Origin of the sequence: Rhizobium tropici CIAT 899 (assembly GCF_000330885.1) — a bacterium.
GTDB lineage: Bacteria > Pseudomonadota > Alphaproteobacteria > Rhizobiales > Rhizobiaceae > Rhizobium > Rhizobium tropici.
Map to the genome: position 1 here is coordinate 3,644,506 of NC_020059.1, position 19,646 is coordinate 3,664,151.

At 59.8% G+C, this 19,646-nt stretch carries 17 protein-coding genes and 1 riboswitch; of the genes, 8 read left to right on the top strand and 9 right to left on the bottom strand.

Going from position 1 to position 19,646, the window contains the following annotated elements; genetic code table 11:
* Nucleotide 1 precedes the first annotated feature (1 nt).
* Nucleotides 2-529, bottom strand: a complete 528-nt coding sequence (locus tag RTCIAT899_RS17815; protein ID WP_015341627.1) for a MarR family winged helix-turn-helix transcriptional regulator — start codon at nt 527-529, stop codon at nt 2-4.
* A 164-nt stretch (nt 530-693) separates the two neighbouring features.
* On the opposite strand from RTCIAT899_RS17815, the gene RTCIAT899_RS17820 reads away from it, so the two are divergent.
* The 5 genes from RTCIAT899_RS17820 (at nt 694) to RTCIAT899_RS17840 (ending at nt 7,666) form a co-directional block, all read left to right on the top strand.
* Nucleotides 694-2,229, top strand: a complete 1,536-nt coding sequence (locus RTCIAT899_RS17820; RefSeq protein WP_015341628.1) for an MDR family MFS transporter — start codon at nt 694-696, stop codon at nt 2,227-2,229.
* A 70-nt stretch (nt 2,230-2,299) separates the two neighbouring features.
* Nucleotides 2,300-2,416, top strand: a riboswitch (TPP riboswitch).
* An 85-nt stretch (nt 2,417-2,501) separates the two neighbouring features.
* Nucleotides 2,502-3,494, top strand: coding sequence for a thiamine ABC transporter substrate binding subunit (gene thiB, locus RTCIAT899_RS17825; RefSeq protein WP_244441481.1), 993 nt, complete (start codon nt 2,502-2,504; stop codon nt 3,492-3,494).
* A 7-nt stretch (nt 3,495-3,501) separates the two neighbouring features.
* The gene (gene thiP / locus RTCIAT899_RS17830; protein WP_041678014.1) at nt 3,502-5,142 is read left to right on the top strand and encodes a thiamine/thiamine pyrophosphate ABC transporter permease ThiP; all 1,641 of its coding nucleotides are present in this window, start codon (nt 3,502-3,504) and stop codon (nt 5,140-5,142) included.
* On the top strand, nt 5,135-5,863 hold the full coding sequence (locus RTCIAT899_RS17835) for a thiamine ABC transporter ATP-binding protein (protein ID WP_015341631.1): 729 nt from the start codon (nt 5,135-5,137) through the stop codon (nt 5,861-5,863). Before thiP ends, RTCIAT899_RS17835 begins: the two co-directional genes overlap by 8 nt.
* Before the next feature lie 378 nt (nt 5,864-6,241).
* On the top strand, nt 6,242-7,666 hold the full coding sequence (locus RTCIAT899_RS17840; RefSeq protein WP_041678015.1) for a M48 family metalloprotease: 1,425 nt from the start codon (nt 6,242-6,244) through the stop codon (nt 7,664-7,666).
* A gap of 38 nt (nt 7,667-7,704) precedes the next feature.
* On the opposite strand, the gene RTCIAT899_RS17845 is transcribed toward RTCIAT899_RS17840, so the two are convergent.
* From RTCIAT899_RS17845 to RTCIAT899_RS17865, 5 genes are all read right to left on the bottom strand, one after another.
* On the bottom strand, nt 7,705-8,568 hold the full coding sequence (locus RTCIAT899_RS17845) for an RNA polymerase factor sigma-32 (protein ID WP_015341633.1): 864 nt from the start codon (nt 8,566-8,568) through the stop codon (nt 7,705-7,707).
* Between the two features lie 391 nt (nt 8,569-8,959).
* Complete coding sequence (locus RTCIAT899_RS17850; RefSeq protein ID WP_015341634.1) at nt 8,960-9,532, bottom strand: CarD family transcriptional regulator; 573 nt, start codon at nt 9,530-9,532, stop codon at nt 8,960-8,962.
* 399 nt (nt 9,533-9,931) lie between these two features.
* Complete coding sequence (gene fdxA / locus RTCIAT899_RS17855; RefSeq protein ID WP_015341635.1) at nt 9,932-10,270, bottom strand: ferredoxin FdxA; 339 nt, start codon at nt 10,268-10,270, stop codon at nt 9,932-9,934.
* A 207-nt stretch (nt 10,271-10,477) separates the two neighbouring features.
* Nucleotides 10,478-10,882 carry an RNA-binding S4 domain-containing protein gene (locus tag RTCIAT899_RS17860; RefSeq protein ID WP_015341636.1) on the bottom strand — a complete coding sequence of 135 codons (405 nt, stop codon included), beginning with the start codon at nt 10,880-10,882 and terminating at the stop codon, nt 10,478-10,480.
* Between the two features lie 3 nt (nt 10,883-10,885).
* Nucleotides 10,886-14,011 carry a helicase-related protein gene (locus tag RTCIAT899_RS17865; protein WP_041677723.1) on the bottom strand — a complete coding sequence of 1,042 codons (3,126 nt, stop codon included), beginning with the start codon at nt 14,009-14,011 and terminating at the stop codon, nt 10,886-10,888.
* 1,260 nt (nt 14,012-15,271) lie between these two features.
* On the opposite strand from RTCIAT899_RS17865, the gene RTCIAT899_RS31975 reads away from it, so the two are divergent.
* On the top strand, nt 15,272-15,427 hold the full coding sequence (locus RTCIAT899_RS31975; protein ID WP_015341639.1) for a DUF3309 family protein: 156 nt from the start codon (nt 15,272-15,274) through the stop codon (nt 15,425-15,427).
* A 45-nt stretch (nt 15,428-15,472) separates the two neighbouring features.
* Nucleotides 15,473-15,727, top strand: a complete 255-nt coding sequence (locus tag RTCIAT899_RS17870) for a YMGG-like glycine zipper-containing protein (protein ID WP_015341640.1) — start codon at nt 15,473-15,475, stop codon at nt 15,725-15,727.
* A gap of 448 nt (nt 15,728-16,175) precedes the next feature.
* Here RTCIAT899_RS17870 and phbB read toward each other — a convergent pair whose 3' ends face one another.
* Together phbB and RTCIAT899_RS17880 are read right to left on the bottom strand one after the other, a co-directional pair.
* On the bottom strand, nt 16,176-16,901 hold the full coding sequence (gene phbB / locus RTCIAT899_RS17875; protein ID WP_015341642.1) for an acetoacetyl-CoA reductase: 726 nt from the start codon (nt 16,899-16,901) through the stop codon (nt 16,176-16,178).
* Between the two features lie 163 nt (nt 16,902-17,064).
* On the bottom strand, nt 17,065-18,246 hold the full coding sequence (locus RTCIAT899_RS17880) for an acetyl-CoA C-acetyltransferase (RefSeq protein ID WP_015341643.1): 1,182 nt from the start codon (nt 18,244-18,246) through the stop codon (nt 17,065-17,067).
* Between the two features lie 242 nt (nt 18,247-18,488).
* Here RTCIAT899_RS17880 and phaR point away from each other — a divergent pair, with 242 nt between their 5' ends.
* A complete protein-coding gene (phaR, locus tag RTCIAT899_RS17885) occupies nt 18,489-19,061 on the top strand; it encodes a polyhydroxyalkanoate synthesis repressor PhaR (protein ID WP_015341644.1) in 573 nt (190 codons plus the stop codon).
* A gap of 335 nt (nt 19,062-19,396) precedes the next feature.
* Here phaR and rpmF read toward each other — a convergent pair whose 3' ends face one another.
* Entirely contained in the window at nt 19,397-19,582 is a 186-nt protein-coding gene (gene rpmF, locus RTCIAT899_RS17890) for a 50S ribosomal protein L32 (RefSeq protein ID WP_006724402.1), read from the bottom strand.
* Nucleotides 19,583-19,646: the final 64 nt, after the last annotated feature.

The following is a 19,646-nucleotide window of genomic DNA, read 5'->3' on the forward strand; positions in this document are numbered from 1 at the left end:
ATCATTCGGTCGTTTCCTTCATGGCGGCCTGGACGACACGTTCATAGCCGCTGACATAGCGATCGAAGAGAAACGAAAAGCTCTCGATGTCTTCGGGCGACCAATCGGCAAAGATGCTTCCGATAACGGCGTATTTCTGCACCTGGATTTCCGACAGCAAACGCTGCCCGAGTGCGGTCAGCACCACGACGATACGCCGCGCATCCGCCTGCGATGCCTTACGACGCAACACACCACGCGCCACCATGTCGGCAGTGATGCGGCTCGCGCGCGATGGATCGATGCGCAAGAGCTCCGCGATCGTGCCGACGGTCACTTCGCCCGTATCTTCCGCCCGCCGCACGACATCGAGCACATCGAGATGCGAAAGCTCAAGCCCCGGGGCCACGTGCTGAATGGCGAGCCTGCCGATCATGCGACGGCCGGTCAGCAAGCGCATGCGCATCATCGCCTGACCGATGCGCAGAAACTTCTCGTCTTCGGCCAGCGTCGGAACTTCGATATCTTTTGTATTCGTCGCAGATGTCATCCCTAAAGCATAGCAGAGATCGGGAGGAAACAAAACATGCAAATGGCACTCACCTGCCATTGACAATTATATGCTAATAGCACATATATTCGCTCATGAAGACCGGACGTCCCGCGCATTCGTTCGATAGCGCAGCGTTCCGGCCCAGTTCGGGTTCTTGCTCCATGGACATGCAGACAAGCTTCACGCCGCTCGTGGCGGATCACAAACGGCGGCTTATTCTTTTCCTCTTTCTGATGACTGCCATGTTCATGGCGACGCTCGACAACCAGATCGTCTCGACGGCGCTGCCGACGATCGTCGGCGAGTTCGGGCATCTGGATCGCTTCGGCTGGATCGGATCGGCCTATCTTCTCTCGCTTTCCGCCGTCATGCCCGTCTACGGCAAGCTCGGTGATCTCTTCGGCCGCAAATATGTGATGATGACGGCGATCGCGATCTTCACGGTCGGCTCTGCCGTCTGTGGCTTGGCCGTCTCGATGGATACGCTGATCGCCGCTCGCGTTCTTCAGGGCTTCGGCGGCGGCGGCATCATGGTCTCGATCTTCGCCGTCAACGCCGATCTCTTCGAGCCGCGTGAGCGTGCGCGCTACCAGAGCTATTCGAGCCTCGTGCTGATGGCGTCGGGCGCCATCGGCCCCGTTCTCGGCGGCACGATGAGCGATCTGTTCGGCTGGCGTTCGATCTTCCTCGTCAACGTGCCGATCGGCTTCATCGTGCTTGCCGGCCTCGCCTTCATGCTGCCCTACCGCAAGCCTGCCCGCCGTCCGAAGATCGATTATGCCGGCGCCATCCTCCTTGCCCTGACGACGACAAGCATTGTGCTTGCCGCCGACGGAAGCGAGCTCTTCGGGTCGCTGCTATCGCCGCAATGCCTTGGTATTATTGCCTTCGGGGTAATCTGCGCCATCGCCTGGGTCTTCATCGAGCGCCGCGCACCCGAGCCGATTGTGCCGATGACGCTGTTCCGCAATCCGACATTCGGCCTTCTGCTGATCCTCTCGATCACCAGCGGCGCCGTCGCCATCGGCATGGTCAATTACTTCGCGCTCTTCCTGCAGACGACGACAGGCCTTTCTCCCTCCATGGCCGGGCTGCTGTTCATTCTCCTGACCGGCGGCATCGTCTGCGGCTCGCTCTCCGCCGGCCGGCTGATCGCGGCCAAAGGCCGTTACAAGCCGTTTGCCGTCGCCAGCGCCACCTGCAGTACCATCGCATTCGCCTCGCTCGCCTTCGTCCATGCCGGCACGCCCATCGCCCTCATTGGCGGCCTGATGCTGCTGCATGGCATCGGCATCGGCCTTGCCCAGCAGGTGCCCGTTATCGGCGTACAGAATGCAGCCGCAGCGCGCGACGTCGGCGCTGCGACCGGTGCCGTCACGCTGTCGCGCATGGGCGGCGCCTCCATCGCCATCTCCATCTACGGCGCCATCATCGCCGCCAAACTTGGCAATGTCGGCGTCTCCATATCCGGCGTACCGAACATCGAGGAGCTGACACCGAAGATGATGGCCGCCTTGCCCGAGATTACCCGCGAGGCCGTCGCCAACGCCTACGCGAGCGCCTTCAGCCCGTTGTTCATGACGGCAGCTGGCATCTGCATGCTTGGTCTCCTGACCTCGCTGACGCTGAAGAATGTGCAGCTCCCCGGCGCCGCGAAGAAATTCGAAAGCCCGGCGGTCGCGGAGGCTGCCGAGTAAATACTTCATGCTGCAATCGACAAGGGAATCATTTCCCTTGTCATCCCTCCGTCACAAGGCTAAATCTGCCGACGCTCTAACGGGGTGCCTTATGTCCTTCAGGACATTTGGCTGAGAGGCTTTCACCGGCCAACCCGCGGAACCTGATCCGGCTAACACCGGCGGAGGGATTAGACGCGTGACGAAATCATAGCGCCCTTTCCCCTTCAAGACGAAATCAAAGTGGAGGCGCTGTCGTGCAAAACCGATCACTATTGTCATTCTTCGCCGGCCTGGCTCTTGCCGCTGGCGCAACGTTTTTTTCTGCCCAGACGGCCGAGGCAGCAGACAAGACCCTGACCATCTACACCTATGAGAGCTTCACCGCAGACTGGGGTCCGGGCGCCAAGGTCAAGGCAGCCTTCGAAAAGACCTGCGGCTGCACGGTCAATTACGTCGCCGTCACCGATGGCGTTGCACTTCTCTCCCGCCTCAAGCTGGAAGGGACGGGCACCAAGGCCGATGTCGTTCTCGGCCTCGACACCAATCTTATCGACGAAGCCAAGGATACAGGCCTCTTCGACGCAAGCGGCGTCGACACCTCGACCCTCAAGGTTCCCGGCGGTTTCAAGGACGACGTCTTCGTGCCCTACGACTACGGCCATTTCGCCGTGATCTACGATACACAGACCATCAAGAACCCGCCGAAGAGCATGAAGGATCTCGTCGAGGGCGATCCCAATCAGAAGATCGTCATCGAAGACCCGCGCACCTCGACGCCGGGGCTCGGCCTGCTGCTTTGGGTCAAGTCGATCTATGGCGACAAATCCGCCGATGCCTGGGCGAAACTCAAAGGCCGCATCCTGACGGTCACCCCCGGCTGGTCGGAAGCTTATGACCTCTTCACCAAGGGCGAGGCGCCGATGGTGCTCTCCTATACGACGTCGCCGGCCTATCACATGATCGAGGACAAGACGGATCGCTATCAGGCCGCCGCCTTCTCGGAAGGGCACTATATCCAGATCGAGGTCGCCGGCCTCATCAAGGCTTCCCCGAACAAAGATCTTGCTCGCGACTTCCTGAAGTTCATGATCTCTACCGGCTTCCAGGACATCATTCCGACAAGCAACTGGATGATGCCGGTCTCCGCCACTTCCGAGCCGCTGCCGGATGCCTTCAGCAAGCTCGTGGTGCCCTCGAAGACCTTCCTGATGAGCCCTGCCGACGTCGACAAGAACCGCAAGGCGTGGATCGACGAATGGCTGACCGCCACCAGCGGCAACTGATGCCTTGATCATACTCACGGCACCCGAGCGAAGATGCGCTATTTCCGGCGGGACGTTCAGCCTCGGCAGCATTGCGCTCTTCGTCGGGATCGCCGTTCTTGTTCTCCTCTCCGCCGGCATCGAATCCGGCGGCAACACCTCGCTCACAGACCCATATCTGCTGCGCATCCTACGCTTCACACTGCTGCAGGCGGTGCTTTCGACACTGCTCTCCATTGTGCTCGCCATTCCGGTCGCCCGAGCATTGGCGCGCCAGCCGCGCTTTCCCGGCCGGCTTTGGCTGATCCGGCTGATGGCCGTGCCGATGGGCCTGCCGGTGCTGATCGGCGCACTCGGCCTGCTCGGCATATGGGGCCGGCAGGGGCTCCTCAATCAGGCGCTATCAGCACTCGGCCTGTCGCAGCCCGTCAGCATCTATGGCCTGGCCGGTATCCTGCTTGCGCATGTCTTCTTCAACATGCCGCTCGCCTGCCGGCTGATGCTGGCCGGACTGGAGCGTGTGCCGGCTGAATATTGGCTCGTGGCCGGCGGACTCGGCATGCGGCCCATCTCGGTCTTCCGCTTCATCGAATGGCCCATCCTGCGTGGCCTCATTCTCGGCATCGCCGGCCTGATCTTCATGCTCTGCGCCACCAGCTTCACGCTGGTCCTGATCCTCGGCGGCGGCCCGGCCGCAACGACACTGGAAGTGGCGATCTACCAGGCGCTTCGCTTCGATTTCGATCCCGGCCGCGCCGTAATGCTGTCGCTGCTGCAAATCGTCGTCACCCTCCTTGTTCTCGGCGCCATGACGCTGTTTCGCGCTCCCGACGATCATGGGCTCACCGGCGGGCGAACGCTGCGCCGCATCGATGGACAGGAGATGGCTGCGCGATGCGTCGATGCTGCGCTGCTGGCGGGCGCGACGCTCTTTCTGGGCATGCCGCTCGCCTCGGTCGTCGTCACCGGCCTCGAGGCCAATCTTTTCAAGCTCGTCTCCCAGCCGATCTTCCTGCAGGCGGCAGTGACAAGTCTTGCAATCGCGCTTGCTGCGGGCCTTCTGGCCGTGCTGATATCCTTCGCGATCATTCACGCCCGCTCAGTGATATCGGCGGATCGCCGAAAGTCCCTCGGCCTGCACGGCCTGGCGATCGCATTAGGCGCAAGCTCCTCCCTCATCCTGCTGGTGCCACCGATCGTGCTGGCAACCGGCTGGTTCCTGGCGCTCAGGCCATTTGGCGATCCCAGCCGCTTTGCGGCCATCCTCATCATTGTCATCAATGCGCTGATGGCGCTGCCCTTCGTCATTCGCGTCATCGAGCCGGCCTATACGGTCCATGTCAGCCGCACCGGGCGGCTGGCGGCAAGCCTCGGCCTTCACGGCATTGCGCGCCTGCGCATGGTCGATTGGCCGGGTCTGCGCAAACCGCTCTTCACGGCGCTCTCCTTCGCCATGGCCCTGTCGCTCGGCGATCTCGGCGCCGTCGCGCTCTTCGGCTCCGACAGTTTGATGACCCTGCCCTGGCTGGTCTATAGCAAGCTCGGCAGCTACCGCACCAACGACGCCGACGGTTATGCCTTGATCCTCGGCCTGGTATGCCTTCTCCTGACCATAGCCGGAACCGCGGGCCAGGGCGCGACGGATGACGAAAGCAGACGAAATGACTGACGGCAGCACCATGAAGGCAGAAGGCATCGGCATGGAAGAGGTCGAACTGCGCCTCGGCACGCATGACTTCCGCTTCGATTGCGCATTGCCGCAGGGCAAGATCATCGCCATTGCCGGGCCGTCAGGATCGGGCAAATCCACCTTTCTCAATTTACTGGCCGGCTTCGAACAGCCTGACCGCGGCCGTATCCTGCTCGCAGGACAGGACGTGAGCCGCCTGCATCCCGCCGAACGGCCGGTGTCTCTCGTCTTCCAGGACAACAACCTCTTCGCTCATCTCGATCTCTTCACCAATATCGGCTTTGGCATCAGCCCGTCATTGAGGCTTTCGAAGGAGGATCGGCAAAGGGTCTCGGAGGCTTTGGCGCGGGTCGGGCTAGCCGGTTTTGAAAAGCGCAAGCCGGGAACGCTTTCCGGCGGCGAGCGCCAGCGCGCCGCTTTCGCTCGGGCTCTGGTGCGCGACAAGCCAATCCTGTTGCTGGACGAGCCTTTCGCCGCGCTCGATCCCGGCCTGCGCTCCGGCATGGTCGAACTTCTGAAAACTCTGCATCGCGAAACCGGCAATACGGTGCTGATCGTCTCGCATGACCCGGCCGAAGTGCGGCGCCTTGCCGACCACGCCGTCTTCATCGACGGCGGCACGATCAAGCTCGCCGCACCCATCGAAACCTTCCTGCAGGCGGACGGGATTCAGGCATTGACCACATTTCTGCAACATTGATTGTGTCATGGCAGCTTGCCCTCGGCTTTGCCTTAATTTCGTCTAGCGAAGCGGCTGAAAGTCCTCGGAAATGCTTGCTAAAATACAACGCTGCCACATTTAAACGGAGTCTCGCTATGCAACCGGTGCCAAAATCGGCTACAGCAAGAGGTGGAAGCCGTCCGGGTAAATGCGGATCGATGCGGGCGAAAACAACCTCTATTGGCGCACGACCGTGATCGGCCCGGTGAGGATCAACCGGATTTGGCGCCGAGCCGGCATGACAGCGAAATGAGTAGGATGCGGGTCCTGAAGCAGAGCAAGCGAGCAGAACGAAGGATCGATGCGACCGTCGCAGCCCGTTTGCGCCGTTTTGTGCCCTTCCTTGCAGCTGCAGCAATGTTGAACAGCTGCCAGACGGTGATGGACCAATCCTATCAGCCGAGCGTTTCGCCCTCAGCCAATCCGCAGATCGTTTCCGAAGTGCAGAAGAACGATCCGCGCGCACAGATGGGCGCCCGCGAGCATCCGCGTATCCTCGCAAGCTATGGCGGCGAATACAAGGATGCCAAGACGGAGAGGCTCGTTGCCCGCATCGCCGGCGCCTTGACCAGCGTGTCGGAGAATCCGCAGCAGTCCTACCGCATCACCATTCTCAATTCGCCCTCGATCAATGCCTTTGCCTTGCCCGGTGGCTATCTCTATGTGACGCGCGGCCTTCTGGCGCTTGCCAATGATGCGTCCGAAGTCGCGGCGGTGCTGTCGCACGAGATGGCGCACGTAACAGCCAATCACGGCATCGAGCGGCAGAAGCGGGAAGAAGCCGAAGTCATCGCCAGCCGTGTCGTTTCGGAAGTCCTGTCGAGCGATCTAGCCGGCAAGCAGGCGCTTGCGCGCGGCAAGCTGCGTCTTGCCGCCTTCTCGCGCCAGCAGGAACTCCAGGCCGACGAGATCGGTATTCGCACACTCGGCCAGGCCGGCTACGATCCTTACGCCGCCGCGCGCTTCCTGAACGCGATGGAGGACTATAGCCGCTTCATGTCGGCCAATTCCGACGTCGACCAGAGCCTGGACTTCCTTTCGAGCCACCCGAGCACGCCGCAGCGTATCGACCTTGCCAAGGCGCACGCGCGCGAATTCGGCGAGGAAGGCAAGGTCGGCGACATCGGCCGCGACTATTATCTCAACGGCATTGACGGCCTGCTCTATGGCGACAGCCCCGAAGAAGGCTATGTGCGCGGCCAGACCTTCCTGCATGGCGGCCTTGGCATCCGCTTCGACGTCCCGCCCGATTTCCGTATCGACAACAAAGTCGAAGCCGTCATGGCGACCGGCCCCGGCGACATTGCCATCCGCTTCGACGGCGTGGCCGATACCCAGAACCAGAATCTGACGAACTATATTTCCAGCGGCTGGGTCACCGGCCTCGATCCCTCCTCGATCAGGTCGATCACCGTCAACGGCATGCCGGCGGCTACCGCGCGCGCCTCAGCCGACCGCTGGGATTTCGATGTGACCGTGATCCGCGACCGCACGCAGATCTTCCGCTTCCTGACGGCCGTGCCGAAGGGGAACATCGCTCAGCTTGATCAGACCGCCAATGTGCTGCGTGCCAGCTTCCGGCATATGACTCCGGAAGAGGCGGCCTCGCTGAAGCCGCTGCGTGTTCGCGTCGTTACCGTCAAACCCGGCGACACCATCACCACGCTCGCCGCCCGCATGATGGGCACGGACCGCAAGCTCGACCTGTTCAAACTGATAAATGCCCTGCCAACCGGGGCAAACATTGCACCGGGCGACAAGGTCAAAATCATTTCGGAATAATAGCGGGATTACTTCTCCCGGACGGGAGAAGCGCACACTCAGGCATAGCTGGCCATGCGGGGATCCGCATCCACCAGGGCGTTGCGGAGCTTGTCCATCGCGCGGCTTTCGATCTGGCGCACGCGCTCCTTGGAAATGCCAAGATCGGCACCGAGCTCTTCGAGCGTCGCGCCGTCTTCGACCAGGCGGCGCGCTTGGATGATCTTCATTTCACGTTCGTTGAGATGTTTCAGCGCCGACGCCAGCCAAACACGGCGGCGCTCGCCGTCGATCATGTCGGACACTTGCTCGTCGGGAAGCGGCTCGTCGCTGATCAGAAAATCGATGCGCTCGGCACTTTCGGAATCGCCGGCAATGGAGGGGGCCTGCAGGGAGGTATCGCTACTGGAGAGGCGCGCATCCATCGTCTGCACATCCGTAAGGCTGACGCCGAGCGTCACGGCGATTTCCTCATGGATGGACTGGACGGTGACGTTGGAATTGCTGCGGGCAAGCTTGGCGCGTAAGCGGCGCAGATTGAAAAACAGCGCCTTCTGGGCGGAACTCGTGCCGCCGCGCACGATCGACCAATTGCGCAGGATATAGTCCTGGATCGAAGCGCGGATCCACCAGCTTGCATAGGTGGAGAAGCGAACTTCCCGCTCCGGTTCGAAGCGGGCGGCCGCTTCCAGCAGGCCGACATAGCCTTCCTGCACCAGATCGCTCATCGGCAGTCCGAAGTTACGAAACTTCCCCGCCATGGAAATGACGAGGCGCATATGGGCAGTTGCGATCTGATTGCGGGCGCCGCGATCGTCGTGGTCTTTCCAGCGCATGGCGAGATCGTGTTCTTCGTCGCGAGCGAGATAGGGAGCAGCCATGGCAACTTTGATCATGCGCCGATCTGCAGACATATTCGTCATGTGCATCTCCTGGGTTTCGGCCTCAAATCGTCTCTAATGCCGCGGTCGACGAAAAGGGCAGCAAGCATCGTTTCCGAACATCGCTGCTCGGATGGAAATCAATGAATGAAATTGCAAAGTCGTCGTATGATCGATGACTAGTCCAGTTCGATCTCATCGAACGGGTCTGACGATTGAATCATCTTCAGATCGCCGGGGAGCTTCGAGTGAAAACGCATAGGCCGGTCCTCGTGAATATCCATAAAACGGCCTGTCTGAATACCCCTCTCCACAGGAGTGTACCCACACGGACCGCCAACACAGGACGTAAACGCATCAGAACGGAAAAGGTTCCAAAGAAAAAACCCGGCACGAAGGCCGGGTTTTTTGAAGCGATATTGGCGTCTTGGCCTTATGCGGCTTCGTCCTGGGAATCGTCTTCTTCGACGACCTTGCCGCGCTTCGGTCCCTTGTTCAGATTGGTTTCGACAAGGCGAACGGCTTCGGTTTCCGACATCTTGTTGACAGCGGCGATTTCACGCGCCATGCGGTCAAGTGCAGCTTCATAAAGCTGACGTTCGGAATAGGACTGTTCCGGCTGGTTCTCGGCGCGATAGAGATCGCGAACGACCTCTGCGATCGAGATCAGATCGCCGGAATTGATCTTGGCATCGTATTCCTGCGCGCGGCGCGACCACATGGTGCGCTTGACGCGGGCCTTGCCCTGCACGACCTTCAATGCACGCTCGACGAAATCGGTCTCGGAAAGTTTGCGCATGCCGATGCTCATGGCCTTGGCCACCGGAACCTTCAGGCGCATCTTGTCTTTCTCGAAGTCGATCACGAACAGCTCGAGCTTCATGCCTGCGACTTCCTGTTCTTCGATCGCAGTGATCGTGCCGACACCGTGGGCCGGATAAACGATCGCTTCACCAGTCTTGAAGCCATGGCGTGCTGCTGAAGGTTTTTTCTGCTGGGTCGTCATTCTTTTCAAAAACTCCCTGTTATGCGCCCCGTTAGGGCCGGGGTGCCGGGTCAGTCAGGCCCGGATGAGACGGACGTACCGTCGGGTCACTTCATCCTGGTCCAGCCAGACTTATGCAAACAGAAACCCACCCATCGCGATCAGGGACCCGACAACACAATACGTTGATATGTCAAGGAAACCGCGTACGGATTGGTGATTTGCTTTCGTGATGGTTTTGGGCATGCGAAATGCCGCTGTGGATCAGTGTGACGACCCTATCACAAAAATCTGAGGAAATCAATAATTTGCTGCGCACGCGCCAAATTGGCCACGTTGACCAGCCCGCGGCCCAATGGCAGTGATTCGCTTTCTGCAATATCGGCTACACCTTTATCGAAGGCCTGTCACGGCCTTCAATCAGTCGCCCGTACCGGGATTGGCCGAGAAATACTTCTCGAATTTTCCCTGTTCGCCATCCATTTCCTTGGCTTCCGGCATCGGATCGCGCTTGACCGTGATGTTCGGCCAGATGGCAGCATATTCCGCATTGACCTTCAGCCACTTGTCGAGACCCGGTTCCGTATCGGGCTTGATCGCCTCGGCGGGACATTCAGGTTCGCAGACGCCGCAGTCGATGCATTCGTCGGGATGAATGACGAGGAAGTTTTCGCCTTCGTAGAAGCAGTCGACAGGGCAGACTTCCACACAATCGGTATATTTGCAGCGGATGCAATTGTCGGTCACGACATATGTCATGAAGCACTCCAGGAATGTATCTAGCTTCCGCGAATGCGCAACCTGGAACGTCGCGCCCTTTCCACGGAGCCGAACGAACAGACGAATGCATCACACGCAAACGCGCCGTCCGGCTGGTTACCGGCAGGTTGATGGTGAGGTATCGACTTTGTCAGCCAATTTCAAGGACAAACAATCGCAAAACCCCTCCGCAACAGGCAGAGTTTTCTAATCATCGTCGGAGGTGAGGCGATCGATCGCACGCCGATCCCTTTTTGTGGGCCTGCCGCTGCCGGGTGCCCGCAACGCCTGCTCGAACGGGGTGAGGCGTTTTGTCTCATCCGGCGGCGGCGTCAGATCTTCGTAAAGCAGCCTGGCTTCCTCGAAGGGACCTCTGCGCTCGCCGGCCGACCGCACGATCAACACTATATCCCGCCGCTCCAGTGAGAGCTCGATGCGGTCACCGGCCTTGATGCCGAAACTCGGCTGCACGACCCGCTCGCCATTCACCCGGACGCTGCCGTTCTGCACATAGACCTGCGCCAATGAGCGGGATTTCACCATGCGGGCAAAGAACAGCCATTTGTCGATGCGCTGGCGCGAACCGGAAAATGGCTGTTTCTCGTCCGTCATGACCTATTTCTTCATCTGCTCCTTGAGGGCAGCGAGCTTGGCGAAAGGAGAATCCGGATCGATCGGCTTTTCCTTGCGCGGCGGCTTGGCTTCGAAGCGCAACGGCTGCGAGGCACCGCGATTGTTGCGATCATTCCGGTCGCCACGTTCCTGACGATCGCCGCGATTGCCCTGATGCTGCGGACGGCCGCCCTCGCGATTGCCGCGCGGACCCTTGTCATTGCCACGAGCCTCACGATTGTCGCGTCCATCGCGGCGATCACGACCGCCTTCGCGATTGCCTTCACCGGCTGCCTGCTCGCCACCACGGCGATTGCCCTGCTGACCGCGCCCCTCGCCCTGCTGGCCACCGCGACGATCGCCGTGGCCGCGGCCACCTTGCCGCTGCTGATGGTCGTTGCGGCCACCCAGACGCCAGAGCAGAACAGGCTTCGGTTCGGTCGGCTCTGCGGCGGCTTCTGCAACGGCAACAGGCTCGGCAGCTACGGCAACTTCCGTCTCAGCAGGTGCCTCGGCGGGAGCGGCTGTTTCCGGCGAAACGGCTTCTACTTCCTTAGCCGGCTCGTCAGTCGCAGTGTCGGCATCATCATGATCGGCTTTTTCGGCTGTGGCGTCCCCTGCCGGTGCGGCGGGCGCTGCAGCCGCATCCTGCTGAGCGAGGAAGGCCGTAGCCTCCTCCGCCTTCACCGCATCGGCACGATAGCCGAGACCCTTGAGGATTTCCTCCATGTCCTCGAGCGTCGCGCCGAGAATGGAGAGCATCGCAGTCGTCGTCGTGAAACGACGGCCATCATAAGCGCCGTCGGGGCGCGAAGCCTGGCCGGGCTTCCACTGCAGCAGCGGACGGATGAGATCCGCCAGGCGCTCGAGGATGTCGATGCGCACCGCACGCTTGCCGAGGAACCGGAAGCCGGCAAGCTTGTAGAATGTGCGCTCATAGCCCGGATCGGTGACGACCGAGGTGCGGCCAGCGGCCAGAACCGGAATCAGATCGCCATAGCCCGGCTTGTCCAGGCCATCGTTCTTCAGCGCCCAGAGGAGCGTGATGAGCTCGGCCGGAGCCGGCTTCAGCAGGGCGGGCACGAAAATATGATACGCGCCGAAGCGAACGCCGTAGCGGCGCATCGAGGCACGCCCGTCCTGATCCAGCGACTTCACTTCTTCCGTGACGTCGCGGCGGAACAGAACGCCGAGATTCTCCACCAGCTGGAAAGCCAGCCCCTTGGCAAGGCCCTGCAGATCTTCGGCACGCTGGAGATCGTCCAGCGGCTTCAGGATCGTGCTTATATGATGGTTCACGAAGCGCTCGATACGGGCGGCGACATGATCGCGCGCATTGCCGGTCAGCTGCTCGTCGGCGAGCAGGATGACACGCGGACGCATGACATGATCGCTGCCTGACAGACGCGCGACGGGGTCGCCGAGCCAGCGCACCAGGCCATCGGCACTGATCGCGAGATCGCCGTTGCCGGCCGCATGCATACGTGCGGCACGCGCCTCGAACTCCAGCCCCAGCGCCTTTTGCGAGGCGGTCTGGACAGCCTTGGCATCCGGCCCTTCGGTCCCTGCGATAGGCGTGAACCGGAATCCGGTCAACTGTCCCACATGATGCCCCTCTACGAAGACATCTCCATTCACACTGATTTCAGCTTCCAGCATCGCATTCTCTCTCAGGCGCTTCATGAGCACAGATGTCCTGCGATCAACAAAGCGTTTCGTCAACCTCTCATGTAACGCGTCGGACAATCGATCTTCGATTTCCCGCGTCTTTTCTTGCCAGTGTGTCGGATCGGCAAGCCAGCCGGGCCGGTTCGACACATAGGTCCAAGTCCTTATCTGCGCGATTCGCGCCGAAAGCGTGTCGATCTCGCCATCCGTCCGATCGGCGCGATGCACCTGTTCGGCCAGGAAATCCTCTTTCACCGTGCCATAGCGCACGAGATCAGAAAAGAGGGTGGCGATGAGATCAGCATGCTGGGCAGGCGTGATGCGCCGATAGTCGGGAAGCGCACAGGCCTCCCACAATTTCTCAACCCGAGCCGGGTTGCTGGCAAGATCGACTATCTCCAGATCGCGTGACAGATATTCCAATGCCTGCTGGTCTACCGCAGGCAGCGCGCGCGTCAAGCCCTGCACGCGAGGCGCGTCTTCCAAACTTGCACGCAACGCCGCGATCGAAGCGAAATCCAGTTCTTTGGTGCGCCATTGCAGCACCTTGACCATGTCGAATTCGTGTCCCTCGATCCGGCGCACGAGTTCGTCGTCGAAAGGATCGACCTGTCCCGTCACCCCGAAGGTGCCGTCCTTGAGATGGCGGCCGGCGCGCCCTGCGATCTGACCGAGCTCTCCCGGATTGAGATTGCGGAACTGATAGCCGTCGAACTTGCGGTCCTGCGCAAAGGCGACATGATCCACATCGAGGTTAAGCCCCATGCCGATCGCATCGGTCGCAACCAGATATTCGACATCGCCGGCCTGATAGAGAGCCACCTGCGCATTGCGGGTACGCGGGCTGAGCGCCCCGAGAACGACCGCCGCGCCACCGCGCTGGCGACGAATGAGTTCTGCGATCGCATAAACCTCGTCGGCGGAAAAGGCGACAATGGCCGTGCGCTGCGGCAGCCGCGTGATCTTCTTCTGCCCGGCGTAGAAAAGATGCGATAGCCTCGGCCGTTCGAGGACGGTAATGCCAGGCAGAAGTTGTTCAAGGATCGGCCGCATCGTGCCGGCGCCGAGCAGCAGGGTTTCATCGCGGCCGCGCAGATGCAGAAGGCGGTCGGTAAAAATATGTCCGCGCTCCAGATCGCCGGCAAGCTGCACTTCGTCGATCGCGACGAAGGAGGCGCGCGTCTCACGCGGCATGGCCTCCACCGTGCAGACCGAATAGCGAGCATTGGGCGGCGATATCTTTTCCTCGCCGGTCACCAGCGCGACATTGTGCGCGCCGACCTTCTCGACGACGCGCGTATACACCTCACGGGCAAGCAGCCGCAGCGGCAGGCCGATCACGCCGCTGCCGTGTGCCACCATGCGCTCGATGGCATAATGGGTCTTGCCGGTATTGGTCGGTCCGAGCACTGCGGTCACGCCGCGTCCGCTCAGGATCATGGGCTGCGAAGTCTGAGTCATAGGTCCGTGCATAGGCGAGAAACAGCCGTCTTCCGATCAGCCAGTTCCTCCTGGAGGAAACGAACAGATGACGACCATATGTGACAAAGGCAAGACCCGAATGAAAAAACAGATGCGGCAACATTCGATTTCATATTTGAGCGCCTCAACCATAAGCTACATTTACGCTGCATCCCATGCGAGTCCCGGCGATTCCGGAACAGCCTGAGAACGAATCGGAGACGAATCGCTGACTCCGCCATGTTCCTTATTTGTTCACGACTACATATGGATTTCAATGAAAAGATTCCCACCAAATGCTGAATCTCGTTTACAAGGCTTTCCGCAGGAAAAAGGAGTCAAGCGGAGAATCCTCAGCCAGCGAAATTTCGCGCCGCTCCATCGTTAACAATCTGTAAATAATAAAGTTTCGCATGAATTAGCGGACGGCACCAATATCCAGGCCAAAGCCGGAACGAATCGGCGACGAATCGCAGATTCCAAGCGATTCTGTTTCTGTTCTCCACAATATCTAGCATTTTCCCGGCAAGGCCATACCGGACTCTGAATGGTTGAGATGCGAATCCGAGCCGAATCTGCGATTGCGGTTCGTCTTTTGACGAGCGCAGCTATAATGAATCGACAAATGCACGCAAAAGGTGCAGTCGTTAACACAACGATCAAAGCCGGAACGAATCGGTGACGAATCGCGGATAGCAGCAGGTATCGCATTTGTTCACGGCTACATGTTGTATTTCGCCGGAGCAGCATCGCGACATAGAGGTCAGCTTCAATGGCAATGCTGTTGCGGAGGTCGCTGCGAATTAACGAATCCGCCCGCGAACACACCACCTGGACGATATTTGCCGGCGGCAGCATGCTTGTATTCGGCATGTCGGCAAACGCCAGCCGTTAACCAAGGTTCAAATGCAGAACGAATCGCCGACGAATCACGGACATCCGGCCTTTCTCGTTTCGTTCACCACAACCCATTGTATTTTAATGGTATTTTAACCATACAAACGAATTTGCCGCCGCGCTTGTAACCGTCACCCGATGCGATCCCATTTAAGGGGTCGCTAAGCATCCCAACTGCTGCGCGCGTGCATTTTTATTTCTTAGCCGGAACAATTGCCGCGCATGCAAGTTTCTATGAACAGAATTGAGGAATTCGTCCATTCACTGGAACAGTTTCGAGTGGGAAAGCTGGAAGGTTAGCGCCATATCGAACAGCGATAATGGCGGGATATTCGAGCCGGACGGACATGGAGGAGACATATCATGCTTGGTACGGTATTGCTTGTCATACTGATTCTGCTGCTGGTTGGCGCACTTCCCAGCTGGGGTTACAGCCGGTCATGGGGGTATGGCCCGTCGGGTGGTCTCGGGCTTGTTCTCGTCATTGTCCTCATTCTGTTATTAATGGGGCGCATCTGATCCGCAGACATTGTTCAAACCTCGCAACATCAGGGAGCTAACACCATGAAGAAGATTATCTTCGCGATCGCCCTCGTCGGCGCATTGGCGTCGTGCACGGCAACGGAAAAAGGTACGGCGATCGGCGCCGGTACCGGCGCACTGATCGGTGGCGTTGCCACCCATAGCTGGGGCGGCGCCGCTGTCGGCGCGGTCGCTGGCGGCGTAGTCGGCAACCTCATCGGACGTTCGGAAGAGCGTCGCGGCTACTGCATCTATCGCGACCGCTATGGTCACCGTTATGAGGCTCGCTGCCGCTAAGGCATTGCCTGACCGGCCGCCACCGGCGGCCGGTCAGGATGCGCTCTTGGAACAAATTCGGGGAGCGGCAGTTCCCTCAACAAAATCTTCTTTCCGCGCCGTCAGTCACGGCGAGTTGGCAGTGTTTTGAGAAAGGAACGGCATCATGGCCGCAATCATCGCAAGCATTGCAGCACTCGTGCTTACCGGCACCACTTTTTACGCGCTCGTAAGCGCGGCGAGAGCTCGAGATAGGGAGAAGCGGCAGGTTGCCCTTGAGGCCGTCATCCTGGAATTCAAGCCACGACATCGGCAGCAGGCCTCAATAAGAGGATGATTGCCGGCTGAGTTCAGTAATTCTGTTCGTAATGCGCTATGCAGGCTGAAGCGGCTCCGTCGCCCTGAACCGCTTTTTATAGCCCTTGCGCAGCTCCCAGCGGAAAACTGGCCAGCGCTTTTCCCAAATTGATTACACGAAGAGCTGGCCGCCATTGGCAGATATGGTCGATCCGGTAATGAAACCGGCATCGTCGCTGGCCAGGAAGACGGCGATGCGGGCGATTTCCTCGGGTTCGCCGAGGCGTCCGACGGGAATCTGCGGAATGATGCGCTCGTTGAGCACCTTTTCCGGAACCGCCAGCACCATCTCCGTGCCGATATAGCCGGGGCAAATCGCGTTGACCGTGATGTTCTTGGCAGCACCTTCCTGCGCAAGCGCCTTGGTGAAGCCGAGATCGCCCGCCTTGGCCGCAGAGTAGTTCGCCTGCCCCATCTGCCCCTTCTGACCATTGATGGACGAGATATTGATGACGCGGCCGAAGCTGCGGTCGCGCATGCCCTGCCAGACGTGGTGCGTCATGTTGAAGAGGCCGGTGAGGTTGGTATTGATGACCTCGTGCCATTGCTGCGGTGTCATCTTGTGGAACATGGCATCGCGGGTGATGCCGGCATTGTTGACCAGGATTTCGACGTGGCCGAGATCATCCTCGATCTTGGCGATGCCCTTGCCGCAGGCCTCGTAGTCGGTGACATCCCACTTGTGAACGGAAATCCCCGTCACATCATGGAAAGCCCGGGCCTTCTCATCATTGCCGGCATAGGTTGCGGCCACCTTATAGCCCGCATTGTGCAGCGCCATCGAAATGGCAGCTCCGATGCCACGCGTACCCCCGGTTACCAATGCCACTCTGCTCATGTGCCACTCCCCTTTTTTGTTGCGGAGGCGGGGCGCCCGAAGGTCGGGTCGCCCGCTCGCTTTCACCACTTCTTCTGGAAAATTCCCTTCAAGACGCCTTAGAGCATGATGCCGAAAAGTATCATGCGGTTTTCGGACGACATCATGCTCTATTTCTTTGATTCTAGAGCGCCTCGAAGCACATGGCGACACCCATGCCGCCGCCGATGCAAAGCGTGGCAAGTCCCTTGCGGGCGCCGCGGCGCCTCATCTCGAACAGCAGCGTATTGAGGACGCGAGCACCCGAAGCACCGATCGGATGGCCGATGGCAATCGCACCACCGTTGACATTGACGATCGACGTATCCCAGCCGAGATCCTTGTTGACGGCGCAGGCCTGAGCGGCAAACGCCTCATTGGCCTCGACGAGATCGAGGTCGTTGACGGACCAGCCGGCCTTTTCCAGCGCCTTGCGGGAGGCCGGGATCGGGCCGGTCCCCATGATCTGCGGATCGACGCCGGCGGTTGCCCAGGAGACGATGCGAGCAAGCGGCTGGATGCCGCGGCGCGAGGCTTCCGTCTCGGTCATCAGCACGGCAGCGGCAGCACCGTCGTTAAGCCCGGAAGCGTTGCCGGCGGTGACGGAGCCCTCCTTGTCGAAGGCCGGACGCAGCTTCGCCATGGCCTCCATCGTCGCGCCAAGGCGGATATATTCATCGGCATCGACCGTAACGTCGCCCTTGCGCGTCTGGATGGTGAAGGGAACGATCTCGTCCTTGAAGCGACCGGCCTTCTGTGCGGCTTCCGCCTTGTTCTGCGAGGCAACGGCGAACTGATCCTGTTCCTCGCGCGAAAGTTGCCACTGGCGGGCGATATTTTCGGCGGTGATGCCCATGTGGTAGCCGTAGAAGGCGTCCGTCAGGCCGTCCTTGATCATGGTGTCGATCATCTTCATGTCGCCCATCTTGGTGCCGGAGCGAAGATTCGCGGCATGCGGCGCCATCGACATGGATTCCTGGCCACCGGCGACGATGATCTTGGCGTCACCGGTTGCGATCTGCTGCAGGCCGAGCGCCACGGCACGCAGGCCCGAGCCGCACAGCTGGTTCACGCCCCATGCGGTCGCTTCCTGCGGAATGCCGGCCTTCATCGCGGCCTGGCGGGCCGGGTTCTGCCCTTCGCCGGCCTGAAGCACCTGTCCGAGGATCACTTCATCGACTTCCTTGGCCTCGACACCGGCGCGCTCCAGCGCACCCTTGATCGCGGCAGCGCCGAGTTCATGCGCCGGAACGGTCGCGAAAGCGCCGTTGAACGAACCGACCGCGGTGCGGGCAGCGCTGGCGACGACGATGGATGAACTGCTCATGGAAGCCTCCTCACAGAATGAACACGTATATGAGGCGAAACTGTCAAAGCTTTGCTCCTGAGTCAAACAGCAAGAATTTTCATCGTACAGATTTCACGAAGCTGTCACCGCCTTCAAAAAATCCAATCAAAGGAAAGGCCTTGCCGCATCGCACAAACCGATTGTCACCAAGCTTCTTTTGCGTCTACACTCCGGAGTGGAGGAATATTCCATGCAATCAGACGGGGCCAGGAGACTGATAAATGGCAAAGAATGAGGGCCAGATCGTAATCAAGAAATACGCCAATCGCCGCCTATACAATACCGGCACCAGTACCTATGTGACGCTGGACGATCTGGCGGAGATGGTGAAGAAGGGCGAGGAATTCATCGTCCAGGACGCCAAGAGCGGTGATGATATTACGCATTCGGTCCTGACACAGATCATTTTCGAACAGGAATCGAAGACCGGCAACACGCTGCTGCCGATTTCCTTCCTCCGGCAGCTGATCGGCTATTATGGCGACCAGATGCAGATGGTCGTGCCGAGCTTCCTCGAACACTCCATGCGCGCCTTTACCGAGCAGCAGACGCAGATGCGCGAACAGATCAATCGCGCATTCGGCGAAACGCCGCTTGGCAAAAACCTGCAACTGCCCATGCAGATGGTCGAGGAGCAGGTCCGCCGCAATACCGAAATGTTCCAGCAGGCGATGCAGATGTTCTCGCCCTTCATGAAGCCGCCGGCCAAGGAAAGTCGCAAGGCCGAAGCCAAGGACATCGACGAGCTGAAGGAACAGCTCCGCGCCATGCAGAGCAAGCTGGATAGCCTTTGAAATCAGGCGAGGCGCTCCTGAATCCTTGGAGAGTTTTCCTCCCCCTCTATCACTGTCGTGGCATCTCCCCCACAAGGGGAGATTGTTGGGAGTATGTCGCTCCGCTCTGGCAAACAGCCTGATTTAGTTTCTGTAGATGCGATTGTGGCTTGAGGCGAGAAAATGCCGCGAGTTACCAATCTCCCCTTGTGGGGGAGATGTCCCGAAAGGGACAGAGGGGGGTATCAGCCGCACGGCACGCAAACAGCCGCCTCCCCAGCACAAGCCCCAATCAAAACAGAAAAAGGCCGGCGAACCGCCAGCCTTTTCATTCATGCCATAAAGGCAGCGCTAGATTATGCGCTTTCCTTCGGCGTCAGGACCTGACGGCCGCGATACATGCCGGTCTTCAGGTCGATGTGGTGCGGACGACGCAGTTCGCCGGAGTTCTTGTCTTCGACGTAGGTCGAAGCCTTCAGTGCGTCAGCAGAGCGGCGCATACCGCGCTTGGACGGGCTCGTTTTTCTCTTCGGTACAGCCATTCTCGTTACTCCATGTACGGACGACACATATTCACGGCCAGCAAGGCGGCCGAAACAGACATGC